Genomic DNA, 25,799 nt, shown 5'->3' on the forward strand with positions numbered 1-25,799 from the left:
TGCGGGAGGTCGGGGCGGTCGGGACTAACCGACCGAACCCTCCATCTGCAGCTCGATCAGCCGGTTCAGCTCCAGCGCGTACTCCATGGGCAGCTCCTTCGCGATCGGCTCGACGAAGCCGCGCACGATCATGGCCATGGCCTCGAACTCGGTGAGCCCGCGCTGCATCAGGTAGAAGAGCTGGTCGTCGGAGACCTTGGAGACGGTGGCCTCGTGACCCATCGTGACGTCGTCCTCGCGGACGTCCACGTAGGGGTAGGTGTCCGAGCGGGAGATCGTGTCGACCAGGAGCGCGTCGCACAGCACGTTGGACTTGGATCCCGCAGCGCCCTCGCCGATCTCGACGAGACCGCGGTAGGAGGTGCGGCCGCCGCCCCGCGCCACCGACTTGGAGACGATGTTCGAGGAGGTGTTCGGCGCCATGTGGACCATCTTGGAGCCGGCGTCCTGGTGCTGGCCCTCGCCCGCGAAGGCGATGGAGAGCGTCTCGCCCTTGGCGTGCTCGCCCATCAGGTAGACGGCCGGGTACTTCATCGTGACCTTGGAACCGATGTTGCCGTCGATCCACTCCATGGTCGCGCCCTCGTACGCCACGGCGCGCTTGGTGACCAGGTTGTAGACGTTGTTCGACCAGTTCTGGATGGTCGTGTAGCGGCAGCGGCCGCCCTTCTTCACGATGATCTCGACCACGGCGCTGTGCAGCGAGTCCGAGGAGTAGATCGGGGCGGTGCAGCCCTCGACGTAGTGGACGTAGGCGTCCTCGTCGACGATGATCAGCGTCCGCTCGAACTGGCCCATGTTCTCCGTGTTGATGCGGAAGTAGGCCTGGAGCGGGATGTCCACGTGGACACCCTTGGGGACGTAGATGAACGAGCCGCCCGACCACACCGCGGTGTTCAGCGAGGCGAACTTGTTGTCACCGACGGGGATGACCGTGCCGAAGTACTCCTGGAAGAGCTCCGGGTGCTCCTTGAGCGCGGTGTCCGTGTCGAGGAAGATGACGCCCTGCTCCTCCAGGTCCTCGCGGATCTGGTGGTAGACGACCTCGGACTCGTACTGGGCCGCGACACCGGCGACGAGGCGCTGCTTCTCCGCCTCCGGGATGCCGAGCTTGTCGTACGTGTTCTTGATGTCCTCGGGCAGTTCCTCCCACGAAGCGGCCTGCTTCTCGGTGGAGCGCACGAAGTACTTGATGTTGTCGAAGTCGATGCCGGAGAGGTCCGAGCCCCACATCGGCATGGGCTTCTTGTCGAACAGCTTCAGGCCCTTGAGGCGGAGGTTGAGCATCCACTCCGGCTCGGACTTCTTCGCCGAGATGTCGCGGACGACGTCCTCGGACAGACCCCGCTTGGCCGCGGCACCGGCCGCGTCGGAGTCGGCCCAGCCGTATTCGTAGGTGCCCAGGCCATCGAGCTCAGGGTGAGCAGTCTCCGTGGTCATGCGGGGTTCCTCCCGGCCGTACTTGCAGATACTGATGTGTCGGTCTGTGTGGCGCTCGCGCTACGCGGAATGAACGTGGTGCACACTCCGTCGCCGTGGGCGATCGTGGCGAGGCGCTGCACATGTGTCCCGAGCAGGCGGGAGAAGACCTCGGTCTCCGCCTCGCAGAGCTGCGGGAACTGCTCGGCGACATGGGCGACCGGGCAGTGGTGCTGGCAGAGCTGTTCACCGCTGTGCGGACCGGGAGCGCTCTTCGCCGTAGCAGCGTACCCGTCCGCGGTCAACGCCTTGGCCAGGGCCTCCGTACGGGCCGCAGGAGCGGCCGCGTCGACGGCTTCCCGGTAGCTCCGCGCCTGCGCCTCCATCCGGGACCGGGCGAAGGCGGCGACGGCCGCCTCGCCCTGCTCGCCTCCGCCGACGGACTGCGCGATCCAGCGCAGGGCGTCCGCGGCGAGCGTGTCGTAGGACTGGTCGAAGGCGTCCCGGCCGCAGTCGGTGAGCGCGAACACCTTGGCGGGCCGGCCCCGGGTGCGCGTGCCGTACACACGCTGCTCGCGGGGTTCGACCACGTCGTCGGCGACGAGCGTGTCGAGGTGGCGGCGGACGGCGGCCTGGGTGAGGCCGAGGCGCTGGGCGAGGTCGGCGACGGTGGACGGACCGTGGTCCAGGATCGAGCGCGCCACTCGGTTGCGGGTCGACCGCTCCCCGGTGGCGAGCTCCCCCTGGGGGGTCTCGATCTGCCGTTCGCCGTTTTTCACAACGCCATTGTTGCGTAATTAACCGAGCCCCGACAAGCCGTGACGGACGCCACTCCTGGTGTCATCCATCACTAAGGGTTACCTAATTTGTCGACGCAGAGTTATTCGGAGGCAAACATTCCGTCTCCTCTGCGGGCGCCTCCGGCGAACCGGTACACGGCCCCCACCAGCAGTCCTCCGCCCACGATGTCGCCCGGCACGGTGAACGCGAGATTCCGGAAGAGATCACTCAAAGACGCCGAACCGTCGAGGATCGCGAGACCGAAAAGAGCCATGTTCGCCACGCAGTGTTCGAATCCGACGGCGACGAACACCGCCACGGGCAGCCACAGCACGAAGATCTTCGCGGCGTTCCCCCGGGCCCGGGTGACATCCAGACGCCCAGGCACAGGGCCCCCGAACCGCGGCGGGTGCCCCGGGTCGTGGGCCTTGTGCTCGGCCTGGCCCGAGGTTGCTTCGACGTTCTGAGCGGTGCTGTCCATCATGCGACGCCAGGGCCCGGGGCGGGCCCGGCCCGGGCGAAAAGGTCACCGACGGGCGGGCCCGTGACCCTTGCGCCCCCGGGACCAAGGACCCCTTCCCGGGCTCCGTAGACTCATTGCCCATGAGCAACGACCCCGCCGTGGAGATCCGCGGACTGGTGAAGCGGTACGGCCCCAAGACAGCGGTGGACGGACTGGACCTCACCGTCCGCCGGGCCTCCGTCACCGCCGTCCTCGGCCCCAACGGCGCGGGCAAGACGACCACGGTGGAAACCTGCGAGGGCTACCGCCGCCCGGACGCCGGAACCGTCCGCGTCCTCGGCCTCGACCCGGTCGCCCAGGCCGGGGCACTGCGGTCCCGGATCGGCGTGATGCTGCAGTCGGGGGGCGTCTATTCCGGAGCCCGCGCCGTCGAGATGCTCCGCCACATGGCGAAGCTGTACGCCGACCCGCTCGAGGTGGACCCCCTGGTGGAGCGCCTCGGCCTCGGCGGCTGCGGCCGCACCCCCTACCGCCGGCTCTCCGGCGGCCAGCAGCAGCGCCTGGCGCTGGCCATGGCCGTGGTCGGCCGCCCCGAGCTGGTCTTCCTGGACGAGCCCACGGCCGGCCTGGACCCGCAGGCCCGCCGCGCGACCTGGGAACTCGTACGGGAACTGCGCGCCGACGGGGTCACCGTCGTCCTCACCACCCACCACATGGACGAGGCCGAGCAGCTCTCGGACGAGGTCGCCATCGTCGACGCGGGCCGGGTCATCGCCCACGGCAGCCCCGAGCAGCTGTGCCGGGGCGGCGCCGAGAACACCCTGCGCTTCACCGGCCGCCCCTCCCTCGACCTCGCCTCGCTGCTGAAGGCGCTGCCCGACGGCACCCAGGCCGCCGAGCTCCTCCCCGGCTCCTACCGGGTCACCGGCGACGTCGACCCGCAACTGCTGGCCACCGTCGCCTCCTGGTGCGCGCAGCACGGCGTGATGCCGGACAGCCTCACGGTGGAGCGGCACACCCTCGAAGACGTTTTCCTGGAACTGACCGGTAAGGAGCTGCGCGCATGAGCGCCGGTACGTTCACCCCCAGCCCGGGAGCGGCCCCGGTGTCCCGCATGGTCCTGGCGCAGACCGCGCTGGAGACCCGGATGCTGCTGCGCAACGGGGAGCAGCTGCTGCTGACCGTGGTCATCCCGGCGCTGCTGCTGACCCTGTTCTCGGCCGTCGACATCATCACGGTGCCTGTTGAGGAGGGCGGCGACGGGAAGTCCGTGGACTTCCTGGCCCCCGGCGTCCTGGCCCTCGCCGTGATGTCCACCGCCTTCACCGGCCAGGCCATCGCCACCGGCTTCGACCGCCGCTACGGGGTCCTCAAGCGGCTCGGGGCCTCCCCGCTGCCGCGCCGGGCGCTGATGGCGGCGAAGACCCTGTCGGTGCTGGTGACCGAGGTGCTCCAGATCGCGCTGCTGACGGTGATCGCCTTCGCGCTGGGCTGGTCCCCGCACGGCAACCCGCTGGCGGTCGCCGCCCTGATCCTGCTCGGCACCGCCGCCTTCTCGGGGCTGGGGCTCCTGATGGCGGGCACCCTGAAGGCCGAGATCACCCTGGCCGCCGCCAACCTGGTGTTCCTGCTGCTGCTCGTCGGCGGCGGGGTGATCGTGCCGCTGGAGAAGTTCCCGGGAGGCGTCCAGGCCGTCCTGGGCCTGCTGCCCATCTCGGCCCTGTCCGACGGCCTGCGCGAGGTGCTCCAGCACGGGGCGGCGCTGCCGTGGGGCGATGCGGCCGTGCTCGCCGCCTGGGCCGTACTCGGTCTGGGCGCCGCCGCGCGGCTCTTCCGCTGGGAATGAAACCCCTCCCCTCGCGGCGGAAATGCCGCGAGGATGGACGCCACCACACATGAAGCCGGGGGGCGGACATGGTGCAGCGGGAGGCCGTACTTCGGCTGGACGAGCAATGGGCACGGGTGCGGTCGGGGGCGGCGCACGCGGAGCCCGGGGAACGCGAGCGGCTGCTCGACGAACTGATCGGGGCCCTGCGCCCGCTCTCCGACGATCCGGAGTGCACCGCGCTGCTGGGTCTGCGGCTGGCCGACCGGGCCGCCCTGCGCTTCGCCGAGGGGGACCGTGCGGGCGCCCTCGCCACGATCGAGGAGGGGCTGCGCAGCTCCGAGCGCGCGGCGCCGTACTCCCCCGACTTCGCCCGCTGGTACGCGCGCGGGCTGATCAACCACGGGGTGTGGCTCGCCTGGCCGCTGAGCGACGACGAGCGGCTGCCGCGGCATCCGCTGGGGCCCGCCGCCTCCGAGGGCCCCAGCGCCATGGAGCGGGCCGCCGGCGAGCGCGCCCGTGACCTGACCCGCACCGCCGTCGAGGTGTGGTCGGGCCTGGACCAGCGCGATCCGGTCAACCGGCGGGGGCTCGCCCAGGCGAAGGTGTTCCTCGGGGACCGCCTCGCGGAGCTGGGTCTCGCCGAGGAGGCCGTGGCCTGGGCGGTGGACGCGGAGGCGGACTTCCGCCAGCTGCTGCTCGCGGACACCGGCGCGGAGGAGTCCGAGGAGGCCGAGGAGGCCCTCGACCACATCGGCCGCCAGCTCGAGCTGCGCCTGCGCTTCCTGGCCTTCGCCTCCCTGGTCCGGCTGCGCTCGGAGGGGCTGCTGCCCGAGCGGCTGCTGCCGCAGGCCGTGGTCGCCGCCCGCATCCAGGGGGTAGCGGAGGAGGAGATCGCGGCCCGGCTGGGGCTGGGGGCCGAGCAGGTCGGCACGATGCTGGAGGTCACGCCCTGGCTCGCGGTGTGGCGCGTGGAGGTGCGCACCGCCGACGGGCTGTGGACCGTACTGGGCCACCCCTGGCACAGCTCCACGGAAGTACGGAACAGGACGGCCCAGGACGTGGCGTCGGAAGTGGTGCAGGCCTTCAGGGCCTCGGCCGACTGCCCGGGCGAGGGCGGCCACTGGCGCATCCGGCTGTGGTGGCACGAGGAGGGCGACCCGGCGGGGGCCCGGTTCCACCTGCTCGTCGGCCCCGACACCACCCCCTCGTGAAAGTTTGCACAAGGCGCCCCATACGATAGGGGCCGTGTTGAACCCATTCGCATACATCGCCGACCGCTGGACGCCGTCACCTCGGACCGTCCGGCGCGCCGCGGCCGCCGCGCTCGTCATGAGCGTGGTCATCGTCGTCACGGGCGGCGCGGTGCGGCTGACCGGATCCGGACTCGGCTGCGACACCTGGCCCAAGTGCACGGACGACAGCCTGATCGTGACGCAGGCGCAGGGATTCCACGGCGCCATCGAATTCGGCAACCGGATGCTGACGTACGTGCTCTGCGCGGCCGTCGGCGGGATCATCCTGGCGGCCCGCTCGGCCAAGCCCTGGCGCCGCTCGCTGACGAAGCTCGGCTGGGTGCAGTTCGCGCTCGTGATGGGCAACGCGGTCCTCGGCGGCATCACCGTCCTGACGGGGCTCAACCCGTACAGCGTGGCGGGCCACTTCCTGCTCGCCACCTCGCTGATCACCGTGACCACGATCACCTGGCAGCGCACCCGCGAGGGCGACTCCGCCCCCCGGCCGCGCGTGCCGGGTCCGGTGCGCAAGCTGTCGTGGGCGATGCTCGCCGTCTCCTTCGTCCTGATCGCGGCCGGCACCGTGGTGACCGGTTCGGGACCGCACGCCGGCGACCGCAGCGAGATCAAGCGGATGCCGTTCGACTGGGCGACCACGGCCCACGTGCACGCCATCGCCGCCTGGGCGGTCTGCGCGCTGGCCCTGGCGATGTGGCTGGCACTGCGCGTGGTCGACGCCCCCGCCGACACCCGTGCCCGCGCCCGTGACCTGCTGGTCGTGCTGCTGGCCCAGGGCGCCATCGGGTACGTGCAGTTCTTCACCCAGCTGCCCGAGCTCCTGGTCGCCGCGCACATGCTCGGCTCCTGCCTCGTGTGGATCGCGGTGCTCCGGGTCGCGCTGAGCCTGCGCGAACGGCCCGCGGAGCAGGCGGAGATCCCCGCCCAGGGCGACCCGCAGCTCTCCGCGGTCTGAGCCGCCCTACCCCCGCTCGTCCAGCCGGTACACGCGGCGGGCATTGCCCGCCGCGACCATGGCCGCCACCCGGTCGGCGTCCCGCCAGGACCAGGACCCGTCGGCGACCCAGCCGCCCAGGACCCGGCCCAGCGCCTCCCGGAACACCAGGGCGCCGACCGCGTGCAGTTCGGGGAGCCGGCTCCCGCCGCTGGAGAACATCAGCTTCCCGAACGGCGCGAGCTCCAGCAGCTCCGCCAGCACCGTCGCGGCGCCGGCTCCGGTCCGCCCGAGGGCCGGACCGGTGTCCGCGTAGACGTGCGGGAAGGCCGCGGCCAGCCGCGCCGCGTGCCGGTGGTGCGGATACTCCCCCAACAGCACGAGCCGCGCGCCCAGGCCCTCGGTGGCCCGTACGAAGCCGGTCAGCGCGGCCTGCTCCCCCGCGCCCGTGCGCAGCTGGAGCGGCAGCCCGGAGGACACCGCGCTCCACAGCAGGTGCCGCAGGAGCACGGGGTCCCGTACGGCTCCGCCCTTCGTGCGCCGCTCCAGCCAGCGCCCGGCAGCCCCGCGCACCTCGCCGGGTCCGGGCGGCTCGGCGGCGAAGGACGGGCCGGCGGCGCAGGTGAAGGCCGCGGCCCCGGCGGCTGCGTGGTGGACGGCTCCGGCGAGGTTGGCGAGGAACGCGGCCACCGTCCCGGAGGTGTCGGCCGCCTGCTCGGCCAGTAACTCCAGCCGGACCGCCTCGAAGGCCTCCGCGTCCCCGGCGAGCGCCAGTTCCTTGGGCCCGGTGAGGTCCCCGGACTCCCCGGTGTCGACCACGTAGGCGGTGACCCCGGAGCCCCTCAGCAGCAGCCGGGCCGACTCGGACACGCCGAGTTCGCGGCGCCGGGCCAGGTAGCGGGCGGGGGCGGCGTGCGGTTCCAGCCCGAGCAGCGGCGGGCACCAGCGGCGCACGGCGAAGCCGGTCTGGGTGTCGAAGGAGGTGGTGCCCGCGGCGGGCGGTCCTGCCGCGGGGAGCAGCTGGGCCTCGAAGGTGCCCAGGCCCAGCTCCGTACGGAGTACTCCGTGGCAGTACTGGTCCACCAGGGGCGGCGTTTCGATCATCCGGTCATCCCGTTGCGGACGTGAGGAAGGGGCTTCCACACGTCCTAACGGGTGAGCGGGGTGTGAGGTGTTTCTCGCGCTGTTGACCGAGACGGCACCGGATCGGTCGCAGCCGGGTCGGACCGGGTCAGGCCGCCGGGTTGGCGGCCCCGCCGATCTGGATGCCGGCCATGCGCGTCCACTCGTACGGGCCGGTCTTCACGCGCGCCGCGAACTCGCCGTCGAACTCCTCGTGGAGGGTCAGACCGGCCTTCTCGGCGGCCAGCTGCGCCACGGCGAGGGACGGGGCGACCAGGTCGCCCCAGCCGCCGTCCGTGCCCACGAGCACGATGCGGGTGCCGGCCTGGCCGATGTGGGCGAGCTGGCCCTCGGCGCCGCCGTGCTCCTTGGCGAAGGCGGCGATCTGCTTGGCCAGCTTCGACGCCTTGCGGTCCTGCTTCTTGTCCGCGGCGCCTGCGGCGTCCGCGATGTCTGCGGTGTCTGCGGTGTCTCCCATGGAGGGCATGCTACCGGCGAGTAATCAGCGGAGGAAGGGATCCACGGCCACCGCCACGAAGAGCAGCGACACGTAGGTGATCGACCAGTGGAACAGGCGCATCTCCTTGAGCTTCGCGCCCGTCACCCCCGCCTTGGCCCGCGCGTGCAGCGCGTGCGCCTCCCACAGCCACCAGCCGCCCGCGAGGAGCGCGACCGAGGTGTAGAACCAGCCCGTGTAGCCCAGCGGGGTCAGCAGCAGCGAGACCGCCACCATCACCCAGCTGTAGAGCACGATCTGACGCGCCACGACCTTGTTCCCGGCCACGACGGGCAGCATCGGCACGCCGACACGCGCGTAGTCGTCCTTCACCTTCATCGACAGCGGCCAGTAGTGCGGCGGCGTCCAGAAGAAGATGACGAGGAAGAGGATGACGGCGGCCCAGGAGACCTCGTTCTTCACCGCCGACCAGCCGATCAGCACCGGCATGCAGCCCGCGATGCCGCCCCAGACGATGTTCTGGGCGGTGCGCCGCTTCAGCAGCATCGTGTAGACGACCACGTAGAAGAGGAGCGCGCCGAGCGAGAGCGCCGCCGACAGCCAGTTGATCAGCAGCCCGAAGAACAGGGTGGAGACCACGCCGAGGGTGATGCCGAAGGCCAGGCACTCCCGCGGGCTGACCATGCCGGTCACCAGGGGGCGCTGCGAGGTCCGGTCCATCAGCGCGTCGATGTCGCGGTCGATGTACATGTTCAGGGCGTTGGCGCCGCCCGCGGACAGGTAGCCGCCGAAGCAGGTCGCGAGAACCAGCCAGAGCGAGGGCACGCCCTGCTCCGCCAGGAACATCACCGGCACTGTGGTGATCAGCAGAAGTTCGATGATCCGCGGCTTGGTCAAAGCCACGAAAGCCATGGCCCGGGCCCCGAACGGCCGGTGACCGGGGCTCGTCCCGAGCACCCCCGCTGGACGGGATTCGACGGCCGTCACACGCACCCCTGAGAGAGAAACCAGCAAGCTCCGTAAGGGCTTGCACGTACCACGCCACTGTAGACGTTGGTCTTACGTCGCCCTGCGCGGGGGTCGCGTCGTGTTGGCCCGAACGGAGGTGAACCATAGGTGACGGAGTGTGGGCACTCGAATAGCTGCACGCCGTTGCGGGGGTAGGCTCGGAATCGCGCCGGTGCACCGTTCGTCACCGGGATTCAGACATGTGGAGAGGAGCCCTGACTCACGGTGAGCACCAAGCCGACGACCACAGAGCTCGAATGGACCGAACTGGACCAGCGGGCCGTCGACACCGCCCGCATCCTGGCCGCTGACGCGGTCCAGAAGGTCGGGAACGGGCACCCGGGCACGGCCATGAGCCTGGCCCCCGCCGCGTACACCCTCTTCCAGAAGGTCATGCGGCACGACCCGGCCGACCCCGAGTGGGTGGGCCGCGACCGTTTCGTGCTCTCCGCGGGGCACTCGTCCCTCACCCTCTACACCCAGCTGTACCTCGGCGGGTTCGGGCTGGAACTGGACGACCTCAAGGCGTTCCGCACCTGGGGCTCCAAGACCCCCGGGCACCCGGAGTACGGCCACACGGCCGGCGTCGAGACCACCACCGGCCCCCTCGGCCAGGGCATCGCCAACGCGGTGGGCATGGCCATGGCCGCCCGCTACGAGCGCGGTCTGTTCGACCCGCAGGCCGCCGCGGGCACCTCCCCGTTCGACCACATGGTCTACGCGATCGCGGGTGACGGCTGCCTCCAGGAGGGCATCTCCCACGAGGCGTCCGCCCTCGCCGGCCACCAGAAGCTCGGCAACCTGGTGCTGCTGTGGGACGACAACCACATCTCCATCGAGGGTGACACGGAGACGGCCGTCTCCGAGGACACCATGAAGCGCTACGAGGCGTACGGCTGGCACGTCCAGCGCGTCGAGCAGCAGGAGAACGGCGACCTCGACCCGAAGGCGCTGTACGCCGCCCTCCAGGCCGCCAAGGCCGAGACCGGCCGCCCGTCCTTCATCGCGGCCCGCTCGATCATCGCCTGGCCCGCCCCGCACGCCCAGAACACCGAGGCCGCCCACGGCTCGGCGCTCGGCGACGACGAGGTCGCCGCCACCAAGCGCGTCCTCGGCTTCGACCCGGAGCAGACCTTCGAGGTCTCCGACGAGGTCATCGCGCACACCCGCGCCCTCGGGGACCGCGGCCGCGAGGCCCGCGCCGAGTGGGAGAAGGAGTTCTCCGCCTGGCGCACCGCCCACCCGGAGCGCGCCGCCGACTTCGACCGCATCAACGCCAACGAGCTGCCCGCGGGCTGGGAGGACAAGCTCCCCTCCTTCGAGGCCGGCAAGGGCCTCGCGACCCGCGCCGCCTCCGGCAAGGTGCTCGAGGCGCTCGGCGCGGTCATCCCGGAGCTGTGGGGCGGCTCGGCCGACCTGGCCGGCTCCAACAACACCACCATCGACAAGAACTCCTCGTTCCTGCCGGTGGGCAACCCGCTGCCGGAGGCCGACCCGTACGGCCGCACCATCCACTTCGGCATCCGCGAGCACGCCATGGCCGCGGCCATGAACGGCATCGCCCTGCACGGCCACACCCGCATCTACGGCGGCACCTTCCTGGTGTTCTCCGACTACATGCGCAACGCCGTCCGCCTCTCCGCGCTGATGCACCTGCCGGTGACCTACGTGTGGACGCACGACTCCATCGGCCTCGGCGAGGACGGCCCGACCCACCAGCCGGTCGAGCACCTGGCCTCGCTGCGCGCCATCCCGGGCCTGAACATCGTCCGCCCGGCCGACGCGAACGAGACCGCCGTCGCCTGGCGCGAGATCCTGACGCGCCACACCAAGGTGTTCGGCAAGGGCGCCCCGCACGGTCTGGCGCTGACCCGCCAGGGCGTGCCGACCTACGAGCGCAACGACAACGCCGCCAAGGGCGGGTACGTGCTCTTCGAGGCCACGGGCCCCCAGGGCGAGACCGCTGACGCCCAGGTCGTCCTCATCGGCACCGGCTCCGAGGTGCACCTGGCCGTCGAGGCCCGCGAGCAGCTCCAGGCCGAGGGCATCCCCACCCGGGTCGTCTCCATGCCGTCCGTCGAGTGGTTCGAGGAGCAGGAGCAGGAGTACAAGGACAGCGTCCTGCCGTCCTCCGTCAAGGCACGGGTCGCGGTCGAGGCGGGCATCGGCCTGACCTGGCACCGTTACGTCGGTGACGCCGGCCGGATCGTCTCGCTGGAGCACTTCGGTGCCTCCGCGGACGCGAAGGTGCTGTTCCGCGAGTTCGGCTTCACCGCCGAGGCCGTGACCGCAGCCGCCAAGGCCTCGCTCTCCGCCGTCGCCGCGCGCTGACGCCCGTACAACACCAGTAGGAGATGCAATTCCCATGACAGACGCACTCAAGCGCCTCTCCGACGAGGGCGTGGCGATCTGGCTGGACGACCTGTCCCGCAAGCGCATCACGTCCGGCAACCTGGCGGAGCTCATCGACGAGTCGCACGTGGTCGGTGTCACCACCAACCCGGCGATCTTCCAGAAGGCGATCAGCGGCGGCGAGGGCTACGAGCAGCAGCTCACCGACCTCGCCACCCGCAAGGTCACCGTCGACGAGGCCCTGCGCATGATCACCACGGCGGACGTCCGCGACGCCGCCGACATCCTGCGCCCGGTCTACGACCGCACCGACGGCCAGGACGGCCGCGTGTCGATCGAGGTCGACCCCCGTCTGGCCCACCAGACGGCGGCGACGATCGCCGAGGCCAAGCAGCTCGCCTGGCTGGTGGACCGCCCGAACACGCTGATCAAGATCCCGGCGACCAAGGCCGGCCTGCCGGCGATCACCGAGGTCATCGGCAAGGGCATCAGCGTCAACGTCACGCTGATCTTCTCGCTGGAGCGCTACCGCGAGGTCATGGACGCGTACCTGGCGGGTCTGGAGAAGGCCAAGGCCGCCGGCCTGGACCTCTCCCTGATCCACTCGGTCGCCTCCTTCTTCGTGTCCCGCGTGGACTCCGAGATCGACAAGCGCCTGGACGCGGTCGGCACCGACGAGGCCAAGGCCCTCAAGGGCAAGGCGGCCCTCGCCAACGCCCGTTTGGCCTACGAGGCCTACGAGGAGGTCTTCTCCTCGGACCGCTGGACCGCCCTGGAGAAGCACGGCGCCAACAAGCAGCGCGCGCTGTGGGCCTCGACGGGCGTCAAGGACCCGGCGTACAAGGACACCCTGTACGTGGTCGACCTGGTCGCCCCGAACACGGTGAACACCATGCCGGAGGCCACCCTGGAGGCCACGGCCGACCACGGCGAGATCACCGGTGACACCGTGCGCGGCACCTACGAGCAGGCCCGCGCCGAGCTCGACGCGGTCGCGAAGCTGGGCATCTCGTACGACGATGTGGTGCAGCTGCTCGAAGACGAGGGCGTCGAGAAGTTCGAGGCGTCCTGGAACGACCTGCTGAAGTCGACCGAGGCGGAGCTCGAGCGCCTCGCCCCCACGGAGGCCTGAACACCTTGTCTGTAAACGGAGCGAACCCGCTTCGTGACGCACAGGACCGGCGGCTCCCGCGCATCGCGGGGCCGTCCGGCCTGGTCATTTTCGGCGTTACGGGTGACCTGTCGCGCAAGAAGCTGATGCCTGCCGTCTACGACCTCGCCAACCGAGGCCTGCTCCCGCCGGGCTTCTCGCTGATCGGCTTCGCCCGCCGCGAGTGGGAGCACGAGGACTTCGCACAGGAGGTGTACGAGGCCGTCAAGCAGCACTCGCGCACCCCCTTCCGGGAGGAGGTCTGGCAGCAGCTGGTGCAGGGCTGCCGGTTCGTCCAGGGCGACTTCGACGACGACGCGGCCTTCGAGACGCTGAAGGCGACGATCGACGACCTCGACAAGGCACAGGGCACGGGCGGCAACTTCGCCTTCTACCTGTCCGTGCCGCCGAAGTTCTTCCCCAAGGTGGTCCAGCAGCTCAAGAACCACGGGCTGGCGCAGAAGGAGGGCTCCTGGCGGCGTGCCGTCATCGAGAAGCCCTTCGGCCACGACCTGAAGAGCGCCGAGGAACTCAACAAGGTCGTCCACGAGGTCTTCCCGCGTGACGAGGTCTTCCGGATCGACCACTACCTCGGCAAGGAGACCGTCCAGAACATCCTGGCGCTCCGCTTCGCCAACACCATGTTCGAGCCGATCTGGAACCGGTCGTACGTCGACCACGTCCAGATCACGATGGCCGAGGACATCGGCATCGGCGGCCGGGCCGGGTACTACGACGGCATCGGCGCGGCCCGTGACGTCATCCAGAACCACCTGCTCCAGCTGCTCGCGCTGACCGCGATGGAGGAGCCCGGCTCCTTCCACCCCAAGGCGCTGGTGGCGGAGAAGCTCAAGGTGCTGACGGCGGTCCAGCTGCCGGAGGACCTGGGCAAGCACACCGTGCGCGGCCAGTACGCGGCCGCGTGGCAGGGCGGCGAGAAGGTCGTCGGGTACCTCGAAGAGGACGGCATCGACCCCAAGTCGAAGACCGACACCTACGCGGCCATCCGCCTGGAGATCAACAACCGCCGCTGGGCGGGCGTCCCCTTCTACCTGCGGACGGGCAAGCGCCTGGGCCGACGGGTGACGGAGATCGCGGTGGTCTTCAAGCGGGCCCCGTACCTTCCGTTCGAGTCGGGCGCGACCGAGGAGCTCGGGCAGAACGCCCTGGTCATCCGGGTCCAGCCGGACGAGGGCGTCACGGTCCGCTTCGGCTCCAAGGTCCCGGGCACCTCCATGGAGGTACGCGACGTGACGATGGACTTCGCCTATGGCGAGTCCTTCACGGAGTCGAGCCCCGAGGCGTACGAGCGGCTCATCCTCGATGTGCTGCTGGGCGACGCGAACCTCTTCCCCCGTCACCAGGAGGTCGAACTGTCCTGGAACATCCTCGACCCGATCGAGGAGTACTGGGACAAGCACGGCAAGCCCGCGCAGTACCCGGCGGGCACCTGGGGACCGGTCGAGGCGGACGAGATGCTCGCACGAGACGGACGGAGCTGGCGCCGGCCATGAAGATCGACCTCACGGAGACCAACTCCAGCAAGATCAACGCCGCGATGGTGCAGGCACGCCGGGACATCGGCACGCCGGCCATCGGCATGGTCCTCACGCTGGTGATCGTGACCGACGAAGAGAACGCGTACGACGCTCTCAAGTCGGCGAACGACGCGTCCCACGAACACCCCTCGCGGATCGTCGTCGTCATCAAGCGGGTCAGCCGCTCGCCGCGCAGCCGCCAGGGTGCCCGTCTCGACGCGGAGATCCGCGTCGGGGCGGACTCCGGCTCCGGCGAAACGGTCGTGCTCCGCCTTCACGGCGAACTGGTCGACCACGCCCAGTCGGTGGTTCTCCCGTTGCTCCTCCCGGACGCCCCCGTGGTCGTCTGGTGGCCGGAGGGCGCCCCGGCGGACCTGGCGGGCGACCCGCTGGGTGCGCTCGGACAGCGCCGGATCACGGACACGTACTCCTCCGAGAACCCGATCGGGGCACTCGGCGCCCGCGCCGAGGCGTACGCCCCCGGGGACACGGACCTGTCGTGGACCCGGATCACCCCGTGGCGCTCGATGCTGGCGGCCGCACTGGACCAGCAGGCCCTGAAGGTCGCCTCGGCGACCGTCGAGGGCGAGGGCGAGAACCCGAGCTGCGAACTGCTGGCCATGTGGCTGGCGGACCGGCTCCAGGTCCCCGTGAAGCGGACTCCGTCCGCGGGCCCGGGACTGACGGCCGTACGCCTGGAGACCAAGGACGGCGCGATCGTCCTGGACCGGGCGGACGGGGCGCTGGCCACGCTGTGCATGCCGGGGCAGCCCGACCGTGCGGTGGCGCTGAAGCGCCGCGACACGGCCGAGCTCCTGGCGGAGGAACTCCGCCGCCTGGACCCGGACAACACGTACGAGGCCTCGCTGAAGTTCGGCGTCGACCGCCTCAACCCGGCCCCGGCGGAGGCATCGGCCGAAGCCCCGGCCAAGGCCGAGCCCGCGAAGCCGGCGGCGGCCAAGCCGGCGAAGAAGACCGCGGCCAAGTAGTACGGGCCGCTGCGCGGAGCGGTCCCCTACCCGCCCTTTCTCCGTTCCCTGGGGCTCAAACGCCAGCGAGGCTGGATGTTCCAGCCCGTCCGGCGTTTGAGGACCGGGGTCCGGGGCGGAGCCCCGGTTTCGGGAGGGGGCGGGGTGGGGAACGGCTCCGCGCAGCGGCACCCGCACCCGCACCCGCACCCGCACCCGCACCCGCACCCGCACCCGCACCCGTACGCGCACCCGGCACTACCAACGAAGGAAGCCGCACATGGGTATGACGACTCCCCAGGTCGTCGTCCACCGGGACAAGGAGCTGATGGCCCAGGCCGCAGCCGCCCGGCTCATCACCAAGATCGTGGACGCGCAGGCCGCCCGCGGCACCGCGTCCGTCGTCCTCACCGGCGGCCGCAACGGCAACGGCCTCCTCGCCGCCCTGGCGGCGGCCCCCGCCCGGGACGCCGTCGACTGGTCCCGGCTCGACCTGTGGTGGGGCGACGAGCGGTACGTCCCCGCCGACGACCCCGAGCGCAACCACACCCAGGCCCGCGAGGCCCTGCTGGACTCCGTCCCCGTCGACCCGGCCCGCGTGCACGTGATGCCGGCCTCCGACGGCCCGTACGGGCCCGACGTGGACGCGGCGGCCGCCGCGTACGCCGCCGAGCTCGCGAAGGCGGCCGGCCCCGAGGACCACGGCCCGGTCCCCCGCTTCGACGTGCTGATGCTCGGCGTCGGCCCGGACACGCACGTGGCCTCCCTCTTCCCGGAGCACCCGGCCGCGCACGAGACCGAGCGCACCGTGGTCGGCGTGCACGGCGCCCCGAAGCCCCCGCCCACCCGCATCTCCCTGACCCTCCCGGCGATCCGGGCGGCCCGCGAGGTCTGGCTGCTCGCGGCGGGCGAGGACAAGGCCGGCGCGGTGTCCATCGCGCTGGGCGGCGCGGGCGAGTTCCAGGCCCCGGCGGCAGCGGCCTCCGGCCTCTTCCGCACCCTGTGGCTCCTCGACCGCGCGGCGGCGGCCAAGCTACCGAGCGGGATGTACCCCCCGGCCTCGTCCTGACGCCGAAGCCGGTCCGCGACGAAGGGCCCGCTCCCCAGGGAGCGGGCCCTTCGTCCGTGTGTCAGCGTCGCCGCCCGGTCGGCCGACCGATCGGGTCAGCTCCTGCCACGGAGCCCGCGGTACGCGGCCACCAGGGCCGTCGTCGAGGCGTCCAGCCCCGGCACGTCCGCGCCCTCGCTCAGCGCGGGCTCGACCCGCTTGGCGAGGACCTTGCCGAGCTCCACGCCCCACTGGTCGAAGGAGTCGATGTTCCACACCGCGCCCTGCACGAACACCTTGTGCTCGTACAGCGCGATCAGCTGGCCCAGGACCGCCGGGGTGAGTTCACCCGCGAGGATGGTGGTCGTCGGGTGGTTGCCCTTGAAGGTCTTGTGCGGGACGAGCTCCTCCGGGACGCCCTCCGCCCGGACCTCCTCCGGCGTCTTGCCGAAGGCCAGAGCCTGCGTCTGCGCGAAGAAGTTCGCCATCAGCAGGTCGTGCTGGGCCGCCGGCCCGGCCTCCAGGTCCGCCACGGGCCGGGCGAAGCCGATGAAGTCCGCGGGGATCAGCCGCGTGCCCTGGTGGATCAACTGGTAGTAGGCGTGCTGTCCGTTGGTGCCGGGCGTGCCCCAGACCACCGGTCCGGTCTGCCAGTCCACCGGATTGCCGTCCCGGTCCACGGACTTGCCGTTGGACTCCATGTCGAGCTGCTGCAAGTACGCCGTGAACCGGGAGAGGTAGTGGCTGTACGGGAGCACCGCGTGCGACTGCGCCTCGAAGAAGGCCCCGTACCAGATCCCCAACAGGCCCAGCAGCAGCGGGGCGTTCTCCTCGGGCGGCGCCGTGCGGAAGTGCTCGTCCATGCTGTGGAATCCGGCGAGCAGCTCCCGGAAGGAGTCCGGGCCGATCGCGATCATCAGCGAGAGCCCGATGGCGGAGTCGAAGGAGTAGCGTCCGCCGACCCAGTCCCAGAACTCGAACATGTTGGCCGGATCGATGCCGAATTCCGTGACCTTCTCGGAGTTGGTCGACAGCGCCACGAAGTGCCGTGCCACGGCGGACTGGTCGCCGCCCAGCCCGGCCAGCAGCCATGCCCGGGCCGAAGTGGCGTTGGTGATGGTCTCGATGGTGGTGAAGGTCTTGGAGGCGATGATGAACAGCGTCTCGGCCGGGTCCAGGTCGCGCACGGCCTCGTGCAGGTCGGCGCCGTCCACGTTGGACACGAAGCGCACGGTCAGGCCGCGGTCGGTGAAGGCCCGCAGGGCCTCGTACGCCATCGCGGGGCCGAGGTCGGAGCCGCCGATCCCGACGTTGACGACGTTCTTGATGCGCTTGCCCGTGAAGCCGGTCCACCGGCCCGAGCGGATCTCCTCGGAGAAGGCCGCCATCTTGTCCAGGACGGCGTGCACGCCCGGGACGACGTTCTCCCCGTCCACCTCGACGACGGCGTCCCGCGGGGCGCGCAGGGCGGTGTGCAGGACCGCCCGGCCCTCCGTCGTGTTGATCTTCTCGCCGCGGAACATGGCCTCGCGCAGCTCCGCCACGCCCGTCACCTCGGCGAGTTCGCGGAGCAGGGCGAGCGTCTCGTCGGTCACGAGGTGCTTCGAGTAGTCGATGTACAGGTCTCCGACCTGCAGGGTGTAGCCGGTGCCGCGGCCCGGATCCTCGTCGAACAGCTCCCGCAGATGCGTCTGCCCGAACTCAAGCCGGTGCTTGCCGAGGGCCAGCCACTCGTGCGTCCGGTTCAGCTTCGTACGCTCCGCATTCATCTCGGACATCAACCCGTTTCTTCCGTCCTGTCGTGCCCCGCCCGACTACAACCTAAGGGATCCGAAGCGGCTCAACCGACACGAAGAGGCCCGGCCGCGCAGGAGGAAGATTCCTGCGCGGCCGGGCCTCAAGTCATGCCGTCCGCTTGCTCTCAGATCTCGCCGCGGAGCTTGGCGAGCGCCTCCGCGAGGATCGCCTCGCCGTCGGCGTCCGTGCGGCGCTCCCGTACGTAGGCGAGGTGCGTCTTGTACGGTTCGGTGCGCGGCGGCGCCGGCGGGTTGTCGCGGTCCTGGCCGGCCGGGAACCCGCAGCGCGGGCAGTCCCAGGTGTCCGGCACCTGCGCGTCACTGGCGAAGCTCGGCTGCGTCTCGTGCCCGTTGGAGCACCAGAAGGAGATGCGCAGGCGGGGCGCGGACTCGCCGCGCTCGGCCTCACCCATCGGCCCCGCGCCGACCCGGCTACCACGGATCGCGTTGCCACTTGCCACGGTCGTAACTCCCTGCGTGATGGTGCCGCGGAGTGTGAGTGGTTTTCCGCCGCGGGCGCCCAAGTCTACGTAAGGCCCAACGCACGTCCAGTGAGCGGAGTTACTGATTCCATGTCCCTGGACTCCGGAGGCTCAATGATAGGCCGGGCGGCGCCCACCGTACTGCCGGTTGGCCGGAACGGGTCAGCTGCTCGACTTCATCAGCAGGCCGAGGGCGACGATGCACGCGAACCACAGCAGGCCGATGACGACGGTGATGCGGTCCAGGTTGCGCTCGGCGACGGAGGAACCGCCGACCGACGACTGCATGCCGCCGCCGAACATGTCGGAAAGGCCGCCGCCCTTGCCCTTGTGCATCAGCACGAGCAGCATCAGCAGGGCGCTGAAGACGATCAGGGCGATCGAGAACCCCATAATCACGGCTGATTCCTACTTTCTGGCTTACCGGCCTGCTTGCTGTGCGGGCTTTCCGGCTTTGCGGGAGGTGCGCGGGGCCAGCGGCTGACGGATCAGCCCCTGGCCCCGCAAGGGTACGACGGATCGGCCCTACCGCATACTCACTGGTCGCGGAAGCGGACGATCTTGACGAACTCGTCCACGTCCAGCGCCGCGCCGCCGACCAGGGCGCCGTCGACGTCGGGCTGGGCCATGATCGCCGCGATGTTCCCGGCCTTCACCGAGCCGCCGTACTGGATGCGGACCTTGTCGGCCAGCTCCTGCGAGTACAGCTCGGCGAGACGGCCGCGGATCGCCCCGCAGACCTCCTGCGCGTCCTCGGGGGTGGCGACCTCGCCGGTGCCGATGGCCCACACGGGCTCGTAGGCGATCACGATGGACTCGACCTGCTCGGCCGGGACGTCCTTGAGGCCGCCGTCGACCTGGTTCAGCGTGTACTGGACCTGCTGGCCGGCCTTGCGGATGTCGAGGCCCTCGCCGACGCACAGGATCGGGGTGATCCCGTGCTTGTAGGCGGCCTTGACCTTGGCGTTGCAGACCTCGTCGTTCTCGCCGTGGTACTGGCGGCGCTCGCTGTGGCCGACGGCCACGTACGTGCACTTCAGCTTGGCGAGCATGGAGCCGGAGATCTCGCCGGTGTAGGCGCCGGAGTCGTGCGCGGAGATGTCCTGGGCGCCGTACTTGATCTTCAGCTTGTCGCCGTCGACCAGGGTCTGGACCGAGCGCAGGTCGACGAAGGGCGGCAGGACCGCGACCTCGGCGGCGTCGTAGTCCTTGTCGGCGAGCGCGAAGGCGAGCTTCTGGACGTGGGCGATGGCCTCGAGGTGGTTGAGGTTCATCTTCCAGTTGCCCGCCATCAGCGGGGTACGCGTGGTCATAGGGGTTCAGCCCTCCAGGGCGGCGAGGCCGGGGAGCGTCTTGCCTTCGAGGTATTCGAGGCTGGCGCCACCACCGGTGGAAATGTGACCGAAGGCGTTCTCGTCGAAGCCCAGGGTGCGGACGGCGGCGGCGCTGTCGCCACCGCCGACGACGGTGAAGCCGTCGCTGTCGAGGAGGGCCCGCGCGATGGCGCTGGTCCCGCCCGCGTAGTCGGGGTGCTCGAAGACGCCGACCGGCCCGTTCCAGAAGACGGTCTCCGCATCGGCGATCTTCGACGCGTACAGCTCACGGGTCTTGGGACCGATGTCCAGACCCTCCTTGTCGGCCGGGATCTTGTCCGCGTCGACGGTCTCGAAGTCGGCCGGGGCCTTGGTCTTCAGGTCCGGGAACTCGGAGGAGACCAGCACGTCGACGGGGAGGACCAGCTCGACGCCGCTCTTCGCAGCACGCTCCATGTACTCCTTGACGACGTCCACCTGGTCCTTCTGGAGCAGGGAGATGCCGACCTCGTGGCCCTTGGCGTAGAGGAAGGTGTACGCCATGCCACCGCCGATGAGGATGCGGTCGGCCTTGCCGAGCAGCTGGTCGATGACGGCCAGCTTGTCGGAGACCTTGGCGCCGCCGAGGATGACCACGTACGGGCGCTTGACCTCGTCGGTCAGCTTCTTCAGGACGCCGACCTCGGTGGCGATGAGGTAGCCGGCCGCGTGCGGGAGGCGCGCGGGCAGGTCGAAGACCGAGGCGTGCTTGCGGTGGACGGCGCCGAAGCCGTCGCCGACGTAGACGTCGGCGAGCTCGGCGAGCTGGTCCGCGAAGGCGCCGCGCTCGGCGTCGTCCTTCGAGGTCTCGCCGGCGTTGAAGCGCAGGTTCTCGATGACGGCGACCTGGCCGTCTGCGAGGGCGGCGACGGTCGCCTTGGCGGAGTCGCCGACGGTGTCCCCGGCGAACGCGACCTCGGTGCCGAGCAGTTCGCCGAGGCGCTTGGCGGCGGGGGCGAGCGAGAAGGCCGGGTCCGGGGCGCCCTTGGGGCGGCCCAGGTGCGAGGCGACGACCACGCGGGCGCCGGCTTCGGCGAGCTTCGCGATGGTCGGCTGAACGGCGCGGATGCGGCCGTCGTCGGTGATCTCACCGTTCGCGAGCGGCACGTTCAGGTCCGCGCGGACGAAGACCCGCTTTCCGGCGACGCCGTCGGCGAGAAGTTCGTCGATCGTCTTCATGTGTTTCTACTCCTTGTTCCCTGCGGGGCGTAGGGCCCACCGGGCGAAGAGGGTACGGGGCAAGCAACAGGGCCCGTGCGGCGCACCATCGCGCGGTCACGGACCCTGTGCTCACATCGTGCTGCCTTGCCCTACGTTCTTAGAGCTGACCGCCGACGAAGACGGTGAGGTCGACGAGACGGTTGGAGTAGCCCCACTCGTTGTCGTACCAGCCGACGACCTTGACGCTCTTGCCCTGGACCATGGTCAGGGAGGAGTCGAAGGTGCAGGAGGCGGGCCAGTTCACGATGTCGGAGGAGACGATCGCGTCCTCCGTGTAGTCCAGGATGCCCTTCAGCTGGCCCTCGGCGGCCTTCTGGAAGGCGTTGTTGACCTCGTCCTTGGTCACCTCGCGCTCCAGCTCGATGACCAGGTCGGTCACGGAGCCGGTGGGGACCGGGACGCGCATCGCGATGCCGTCGAGCTTGCCCGCCAGCTCCGGGATGACCAGGGCGGTGGCCTTGGCGGCACCGGTGGTGGTCGGGATGATGTTCTCGGCGGCGGCGCGCGCCCGGCGCAGGTCCGAGTGCGGGAAGTCGAGGATGCGCTGGTCGTTCGTGTAGGCGTGGACCGTGGTCATCATGCCCTTGACGATGCCGAAGTTCTCCAGGAGGACCTTGGCCATCGGCGCCACGCAGTTGGTGGTGCAGGAGGCGTTGGAGATGACGTGGTGGTTGGCCGCGTCGTACTTGTCCTGGTTGACGCCCATCACAATGGTGATGTCCTCGTCCTTGGCCGGAGCCGAGATGAGGACCTTCTTCGCACCCGCCGCAAGGTGCTTCGCCGCGTCCGCCTTCTTCGTGAAGATGCCCGTGGACTCGATGACGATGTCTGCACCCAGCTCGCCCCAGGGGAGGTTCGCGGGGTCGCGCTCGGCGAAGGTCTTGAAGGTGTTGCCCCCGACGGTGATGGTGTCGTCGGTGTGGGAGACCTCGGCCTTGAGGCGGCCCAGGATCGTGTCGTACTTGAGAAGGTGCACCAGAGTGGCGTTGTCGGTCAGGTCATTGACACCGACGATCTCGATGTCCGCTCCCTGCTCCAGAAGCGCCCGGAAGTAGTTGCGGCCAATTCGGCCAAAACCATTGATGCCTACGCGGATCGTCACGAACCGATCTCCTCGTGGTACGCCGGCCTGTCCCGCCGGCGAGCTGTATGGGATGTCCCCGACCGCTTACGACCCTACCTCTCCGTGAGCTTCTGAGTGACATCGATCGAGAGCTGACACGCCTCGGGGACCCGCCCCGGACAGGCGGGAACGGGACCCCGAGGACCTCGGCCCCCGTCACTCAGGGTGACTGCGGCGCGGGGGTGCTGGTCAGCGGTTCAGCGCGCGAAGCGCCTTACCGACGAGTAGGGTGCGATCGGCTGCGGCCGGCAGGTGCTCCAGACCGAAGCCGAGCAGAACGGTGTCACGCGTAGTGACGGCCGCGTAGGACTTGAACAGCTCTCCGGACCGGGACCAATCGCCTTGAACTTCGGGGCTTCCGGCGGGCGCGCCCTGCGCGCTCCAGGGTCCGAGAGAGGTCTCGAAACCTTCAGTGGTCTGGTCCACTCCGCCGACGGACACCCGCGCCTCGTCCGCGAAGACGCCCCGGCCGCCCGACCCGGGGTCGGTGATGTAGGAGAGCGACACCTCCACGGTCTTTCCGGCGTAGGGGCTCAGGTCGAAGGAGACCTGCTTCCAGCCGCCGGAGGAGCCGGTGAAGGTGTTCCAGGCGCCGCTGGTCCCCTGCGGGGTGCAGCCGCCGCCCTCGAGGGTGAGGTAGTGGCGCAGGAAGGGGTGGCCGTTGATGAAGAACCCGGCCCCGCACTCCTCCGGAACGGCCGACCCGGTCAGGCCGCCGAGGTCCGGAAGCGTGGTCCAGTCCTCGCCTCCCGCCGTACGGGCCTCCAGTGCGGCGTGGTCGTAGCCCTCCTCGACGTTCCAGTTCAGGGCGAGCTCGAGCCGGGGCTGGTCGGCCGCGGTGACACGGGTCAGGTCGATGGTGCGCACGAGGCGCTTCCAGTCGTCGTCGGTGTGCAGGGCCGAGGCCATCTGCGTGCCGGCGTAGGGGGCGTACGGGTTCACGACCCCGGCGAACTGGCCCGCCTGCGCGCTCTTGAACTGCGGGAACTGCGCGGGCGCCAGGGTCTCGGAGGTGACCGTGTAGGAGCCGGGGGCGTTCAGCGGGTTGCCGGCGGCGTCACCGAGGGCGCCCTGGGCGCCGCCGAGGGTGCCGGCGCCGGTGAAGCCCGTCGCGCCGCTGACGCTCGTACGCCCGTAGGCGCCGAGCCAGTACTGGCTGAAGTCGTTGGTCACGGTGCCGCCGATCTGGACGTTCCCGCCCGCCAGTTCACCGGCCTCGATCAGCTTGCCGCCCTCGTTCAGGAAGTCGCGCACGGCCATCTGGGTGCTGCCGCCGGGGGTCTTGGCCCCGGTGTAGTGGACGGCCGTACGGAAGTGGGAGAGCACTCCGAGGGGGTGCGGGACTCCCTGGACGGCGACGTCCCAGACCGCCGCGGCCTTGCCGTTGGCGCGCAGCGCGTCGACGTACTCCTGGGCGTGCTGGGCCTTCGCGCCCTCCTCGGCGATCACCAGCACGTCGCCGCGCGGCCGCTCGGCCACCGTGTAGGTGAAGTGCTCGCTGGAGACCTGCTTGCCGGAGGCGCGGTCGCGGCCGGTGAACCAGACCTCGACCTTGTCGCCGGGCCTGGCGCCCTCCACCTCGGCCCGGTACTCGTCGTACCAGTTGTTGTCGTCGCCGCCGTAGACCTCGCCGCCCTTCCAGGCCTCCAGGTCCTCGTCGTGCGTACGGCCGCCGTTGATGCGGTAGTTGAGCTCCTTGTCCTTCAGCGCCTTGCGGGCCGTGACGGAGACCTTCTGGTCCTCGCCGCGGGCCGCGTAGGAGGTGGTGAAGGGGTCCAGGGTGAAGTCCGGGGCGCTCAGGCCCACGGCGGACGCCGGGCGGTCGGGGTGTTCGGCGCTCTCGCCGACCGTCAGGGCGAAGGCGAGGTTCTTGGCGAACTCGGCCTGGATGAGCTTCTCGTCGTCCGGGAAGTTGAAGCCGGAGGCGCAGTCCTCGGGCTTCCACCGGTCGTTCGGGTCGCTCTCGGAGGCGGTCTGACAGGTGGTCATCTCCGGCGTGAACATCATGATGCCGTTGGCGTTGGCCGCCTGTCCGTCGGCCTCGCCGTTGGTGGTGTAGAGCTCTGCGGAGAGCTCCGGGTGGTACCCGGGGATCGCGGGGTTCTCCGGGGTGCCGGCGAGCGTCCTGTACGCGATGTCGTCGGGGGTGGGGGTGGCCACCTGCCAGCCCACCCCGTAGAGCAGCAGCTCGGCCGCGGAGTGGTAGTTGACGGCGTACTCGAAGCCGATGCGCTTCTCGAAGGCGTCGAGGGCGGCGGTCTCGGGCTCGGAGGAGGCGCTCGGGCCGCGGTAGGTGTCGCTGGCCTGGTTCGGCGAGGAACCCTCGTTGTCGTAGCCCCACCTGTAGGCGAAGTTGCGGTTGAGGTCGACCCCGTCGCCGGAGGTGATCTTGCCGTCGCCGTTGTTGTCGCGCATGTTCTTGCGCCACAGCCGCTCGCCGTCGGGCGCGTGCGTGAAGTCGTACCCGTCCGGGTTGGCGGAGAGCAGGAACCACAGCTCGGTGGAGTCCACCAGCTTGGTGATCCGCGGGTCCTTGCCGTAGTTGTCGATCGTGTGGTGCATCAGCCGCCGGGTCATCTCGGGGGTGATCCACTCACGGGCGTGCTGGTTGGACATGTAGAGCACGGAGGGCTTGGCGCCGTCCCTGGTCTTCCCGGCGTTCTTGCTGACCTTGAGGGCGAGGATGTCCTTGCCCTGGACGGTCTTGCCGATGGAGACGACCTTGGTGAGCCCCGGGTTCTCCCCGGCCGTGCGCAGGATCTCCTCCTGGAGGCCGCCCTTGCCGCTGTACGGGCGGAACACCCCGTCCCCGGCGGCCTTGGCCCGGGCCAGGCCCGCGGCGCCGACCTTGCGCTCGGCCAGCTTGACGCCCCGGGCGCCGAGTTCCCGGGCCTGGGCGCCGGTGAGGAAGAGCTCGACGCGGGCGGTCCCGGTTTCCGGGGCGCGCTCGGACAGCTCGTGGGCGTCCTGCCCTGCGGCGAGGACGAGCGGGACCTGTTCCCGGGTGATGTCGGCGTCGTACACCCGTACCTCGTCGGCGGCGGGCGCGGTGCCGGTCCGGCCCTGGGCCGCCGCGGGCAGCGCGGCGAGTGTGGTGCCGAAGACGAGTGCGCTTGCCGCGAGGATCGATCTCGCGCGGTGCCTCATATGCCCCCCTGGGCGTCGTCAGCCACGAAAGCGTTGGGGGACAGGCTCACGATCGTCCGACGCCCGTGTCAATGGGGCGTACCGCACCGCCGGGACGGATTCAGCCGCATGGCCACCCCGGGCCCCACGGGCCACACCCCGGGCCCCACGGGCCACACCCCGGCCCCGCGGGCGCCTTCCAGCCCCGCGGGCGTTTCTCTTCCAGCCCCGCCGGCGTCTGAGGCGCGGGGTCCGGGGGCGGAGCCCCCGGGGACGGGGTCCGGGGGCGGAGCCCCGGGGAACGGAGGAAGGGCGGGTAGGGGACCGGCACCGCGCAGCGGCCCACCCACCCGTACCCGCCCCCAGAACCCGGCCCGGCCCG

General features: G+C 70.6%; 22 protein-coding genes. 9 read left to right on the forward strand and 13 right to left on the reverse strand.

Features of this window, described 5'->3' with window-relative positions:
• Positions 1–24: 24 nt before the first annotated feature.
• The 3 genes from sufB to ACIGFK_RS09230 form a co-directional block, all read right to left on the reverse strand.
• On the reverse strand, positions 25–1,440 hold the full coding sequence (gene sufB / locus ACIGFK_RS09220; protein WP_007263439.1) for a Fe-S cluster assembly protein SufB: 1,416 nt from the start codon (positions 1,438–1,440) through the stop codon (positions 25–27).
• Positions 1,437–2,198 (reverse strand): helix-turn-helix transcriptional regulator, encoded by a 762-nt coding sequence (locus ACIGFK_RS09225; RefSeq protein WP_376659671.1) that lies wholly within the window; start codon positions 2,196–2,198, stop codon positions 1,437–1,439. Before ACIGFK_RS09225 ends, sufB begins: the two co-directional genes overlap by 4 nt.
• 101 nt (positions 2,199–2,299) lie before the next feature.
• The gene (locus ACIGFK_RS09230) at positions 2,300–2,683 is read right to left on the reverse strand and encodes a formate/nitrite transporter family protein (protein WP_376659670.1); all 384 of its coding nucleotides are present in this window, start codon (positions 2,681–2,683) and stop codon (positions 2,300–2,302) included.
• Between the two features lie 119 nt (positions 2,684–2,802).
• Here ACIGFK_RS09230 and ACIGFK_RS09235 point away from each other — a divergent pair, with 119 nt between their 5' ends.
• The 4 genes from ACIGFK_RS09235 to ACIGFK_RS09250 all read left to right on the forward strand — a co-directional run bounded on the left by ACIGFK_RS09235 (position 2,803) and on the right by ACIGFK_RS09250 (position 6,695).
• Positions 2,803–3,729, forward strand: coding sequence for an ABC transporter ATP-binding protein (locus ACIGFK_RS09235; protein WP_376659669.1), 927 nt, complete (start codon positions 2,803–2,805; stop codon positions 3,727–3,729).
• A complete protein-coding gene (locus ACIGFK_RS09240; RefSeq protein WP_376659668.1) occupies positions 3,726–4,508 on the forward strand; it encodes an ABC transporter permease in 783 nt (260 codons plus the stop codon). The genes ACIGFK_RS09235 and ACIGFK_RS09240 overlap by 4 nt, the downstream gene beginning before the upstream one ends.
• A 68-nt stretch (positions 4,509–4,576) precedes the next feature.
• Positions 4,577–5,701: a hypothetical protein gene (locus tag ACIGFK_RS09245; RefSeq protein ID WP_376659667.1), complete on the forward strand. Its 1,125-nt coding sequence runs from the start codon at positions 4,577–4,579 to the stop codon at positions 5,699–5,701.
• A gap of 4 nt (positions 5,702–5,705) precedes the next feature.
• The gene (locus tag ACIGFK_RS09250) at positions 5,706–6,695 is read left to right on the forward strand and encodes a heme A synthase (protein ID WP_376659666.1); all 990 of its coding nucleotides are present in this window, start codon (positions 5,706–5,708) and stop codon (positions 6,693–6,695) included.
• 6 nt (positions 6,696–6,701) lie between these two features.
• Here ACIGFK_RS09250 and ACIGFK_RS09255 read toward each other — a convergent pair whose 3' ends face one another.
• The 3 genes from ACIGFK_RS09255 to ACIGFK_RS09265 form a co-directional block, all read right to left on the reverse strand.
• Positions 6,702–7,778 (reverse strand): amidohydrolase, encoded by a 1,077-nt coding sequence (locus ACIGFK_RS09255; protein WP_376659665.1) that lies wholly within the window; start codon positions 7,776–7,778, stop codon positions 6,702–6,704.
• 127 nt (positions 7,779–7,905) lie between these two features.
• Positions 7,906–8,274 (reverse strand): hypothetical protein, encoded by a 369-nt coding sequence (locus tag ACIGFK_RS09260; protein WP_376659664.1) that lies wholly within the window; start codon positions 8,272–8,274, stop codon positions 7,906–7,908.
• A 24-nt stretch (positions 8,275–8,298) separates the two neighbouring features.
• Positions 8,299–9,240, reverse strand: coding sequence for a heme o synthase (locus ACIGFK_RS09265; RefSeq protein WP_376659663.1), 942 nt, complete (start codon positions 9,238–9,240; stop codon positions 8,299–8,301).
• A 246-nt stretch (positions 9,241–9,486) separates the two neighbouring features.
• Between ACIGFK_RS09265 and tkt the strand changes: the two genes are divergently transcribed.
• The 5 genes from tkt (at position 9,487) to pgl (ending at position 16,338) form a co-directional block, all read left to right on the forward strand.
• Complete coding sequence (tkt, locus tag ACIGFK_RS09270) at positions 9,487–11,592, forward strand: transketolase (RefSeq protein WP_376659662.1); 2,106 nt, start codon at positions 9,487–9,489, stop codon at positions 11,590–11,592.
• Between the two features lie 34 nt (positions 11,593–11,626).
• Complete coding sequence (gene tal / locus ACIGFK_RS09275) at positions 11,627–12,745, forward strand: transaldolase (protein ID WP_376659661.1); 1,119 nt, start codon at positions 11,627–11,629, stop codon at positions 12,743–12,745.
• A 5-nt stretch (positions 12,746–12,750) separates the two neighbouring features.
• Positions 12,751–14,277, forward strand: coding sequence for a glucose-6-phosphate dehydrogenase (zwf, locus tag ACIGFK_RS09280; protein WP_376659660.1), 1,527 nt, complete (start codon positions 12,751–12,753; stop codon positions 14,275–14,277).
• Positions 14,274–15,290, forward strand: coding sequence for a glucose-6-phosphate dehydrogenase assembly protein OpcA (gene opcA, locus ACIGFK_RS09285; RefSeq protein ID WP_376659659.1), 1,017 nt, complete (start codon positions 14,274–14,276; stop codon positions 15,288–15,290). Before zwf ends, opcA begins: the two co-directional genes overlap by 4 nt.
• Before the next feature lie 265 nt (positions 15,291–15,555).
• Complete coding sequence (gene pgl / locus ACIGFK_RS09290) at positions 15,556–16,338, forward strand: 6-phosphogluconolactonase (RefSeq protein WP_376659677.1); 783 nt, start codon at positions 15,556–15,558, stop codon at positions 16,336–16,338.
• A 95-nt stretch (positions 16,339–16,433) separates the two neighbouring features.
• Here pgl and pgi read toward each other — a convergent pair whose 3' ends face one another.
• The 7 genes from pgi to ACIGFK_RS09325 all read right to left on the reverse strand — a co-directional run bounded on the left by pgi (position 16,434) and on the right by ACIGFK_RS09325 (position 25,438).
• Positions 16,434–18,086 carry a glucose-6-phosphate isomerase gene (gene pgi, locus ACIGFK_RS09295; RefSeq protein WP_376659676.1) on the reverse strand — a complete coding sequence of 551 codons (1,653 nt, stop codon included), beginning with the start codon at positions 18,084–18,086 and terminating at the stop codon, positions 16,434–16,436.
• Positions 18,087–18,238: 152 nt separating this feature from the next.
• The gene (locus ACIGFK_RS09300; protein WP_007263454.1) at positions 18,239–18,574 is read right to left on the reverse strand and encodes an RNA polymerase-binding protein RbpA; all 336 of its coding nucleotides are present in this window, start codon (positions 18,572–18,574) and stop codon (positions 18,239–18,241) included.
• 183 nt (positions 18,575–18,757) lie between these two features.
• Positions 18,758–18,988 carry a preprotein translocase subunit SecG gene (gene secG, locus ACIGFK_RS09305; protein ID WP_037792874.1) on the reverse strand — a complete coding sequence of 77 codons (231 nt, stop codon included), beginning with the start codon at positions 18,986–18,988 and terminating at the stop codon, positions 18,758–18,760.
• Between the two features lie 143 nt (positions 18,989–19,131).
• Entirely contained in the window at positions 19,132–19,908 is a 777-nt protein-coding gene (gene tpiA / locus ACIGFK_RS09310; RefSeq protein ID WP_376660188.1) for a triose-phosphate isomerase, read from the reverse strand.
• Positions 19,909–19,914: 6 nt separating this feature from the next.
• Positions 19,915–21,126, reverse strand: coding sequence for a phosphoglycerate kinase (locus tag ACIGFK_RS09315; protein ID WP_376660189.1), 1,212 nt, complete (start codon positions 21,124–21,126; stop codon positions 19,915–19,917).
• 139 nt (positions 21,127–21,265) lie between these two features.
• The gene (gene gap, locus ACIGFK_RS09320; RefSeq protein ID WP_376660190.1) at positions 21,266–22,270 is read right to left on the reverse strand and encodes a type I glyceraldehyde-3-phosphate dehydrogenase; all 1,005 of its coding nucleotides are present in this window, start codon (positions 22,268–22,270) and stop codon (positions 21,266–21,268) included.
• A gap of 210 nt (positions 22,271–22,480) precedes the next feature.
• A complete protein-coding gene (locus ACIGFK_RS09325) occupies positions 22,481–25,438 on the reverse strand; it encodes a M14 family zinc carboxypeptidase (RefSeq protein WP_386465284.1) in 2,958 nt (985 codons plus the stop codon).
• Positions 25,439–25,799: the final 361 nt, after the last annotated feature.

Source organism: Streptomyces sp. NPDC085524, from assembly GCF_044541755.1.
Classification (GTDB): domain Bacteria; phylum Actinomycetota; class Actinomycetes; order Streptomycetales; family Streptomycetaceae; genus Streptomyces.

Excerpts from the sequence above, each read along its gene's own strand:
- sufB (WP_007263439.1), bottom strand. The coding sequence starts at position 1,440 with ATGACCACGGAGACTGCTCACCCTGAGCTCGATGGCCTGGGCACCTAC.
- ACIGFK_RS09230 (WP_376659670.1), bottom strand. The coding sequence starts at position 2,683 with ATGATGGACAGCACCGCTCAGAACGTCGAAGCAACCTCGGGCCAGGCC.
- ACIGFK_RS09235 (WP_376659669.1), top strand. The coding sequence starts at position 2,803 with ATGAGCAACGACCCCGCCGTGGAGATCCGCGGACTGGTGAAGCGGTAC.
- ACIGFK_RS09240 (WP_376659668.1), top strand. The coding sequence starts at position 3,726 with ATGAGCGCCGGTACGTTCACCCCCAGCCCGGGAGCGGCCCCGGTGTCC.
- ACIGFK_RS09245 (WP_376659667.1), top strand. The coding sequence starts at position 4,577 with ATGGTGCAGCGGGAGGCCGTACTTCGGCTGGACGAGCAATGGGCACGG.
- ACIGFK_RS09255 (WP_376659665.1), bottom strand. The coding sequence starts at position 7,778 with ATGATCGAAACGCCGCCCCTGGTGGACCAGTACTGCCACGGAGTACTC.
- ACIGFK_RS09260 (WP_376659664.1), bottom strand. The coding sequence starts at position 8,274 with ATGGGAGACACCGCAGACACCGCAGACATCGCGGACGCCGCAGGCGCC.
- tal (WP_376659661.1), top strand. The coding sequence starts at position 11,627 with ATGACAGACGCACTCAAGCGCCTCTCCGACGAGGGCGTGGCGATCTGG.
- opcA (WP_376659659.1), top strand. The coding sequence starts at position 14,274 with ATGAAGATCGACCTCACGGAGACCAACTCCAGCAAGATCAACGCCGCG.
- pgl (WP_376659677.1), top strand. The coding sequence starts at position 15,556 with ATGACGACTCCCCAGGTCGTCGTCCACCGGGACAAGGAGCTGATGGCC.
- pgi (WP_376659676.1), bottom strand. The coding sequence starts at position 18,086 with ATGAATGCGGAGCGTACGAAGCTGAACCGGACGCACGAGTGGCTGGCC.
- secG (WP_037792874.1), bottom strand. The coding sequence starts at position 18,988 with ATGGGGTTCTCGATCGCCCTGATCGTCTTCAGCGCCCTGCTGATGCTG.
- tpiA (WP_376660188.1), bottom strand. The coding sequence starts at position 19,908 with ATGACCACGCGTACCCCGCTGATGGCGGGCAACTGGAAGATGAACCTC.
- ACIGFK_RS09315 (WP_376660189.1), bottom strand. The coding sequence starts at position 21,126 with ATGAAGACGATCGACGAACTTCTCGCCGACGGCGTCGCCGGAAAGCGG.
- ACIGFK_RS09325 (WP_386465284.1), bottom strand. The coding sequence starts at position 25,438 with ATGAGGCACCGCGCGAGATCGATCCTCGCGGCAAGCGCACTCGTCTTC.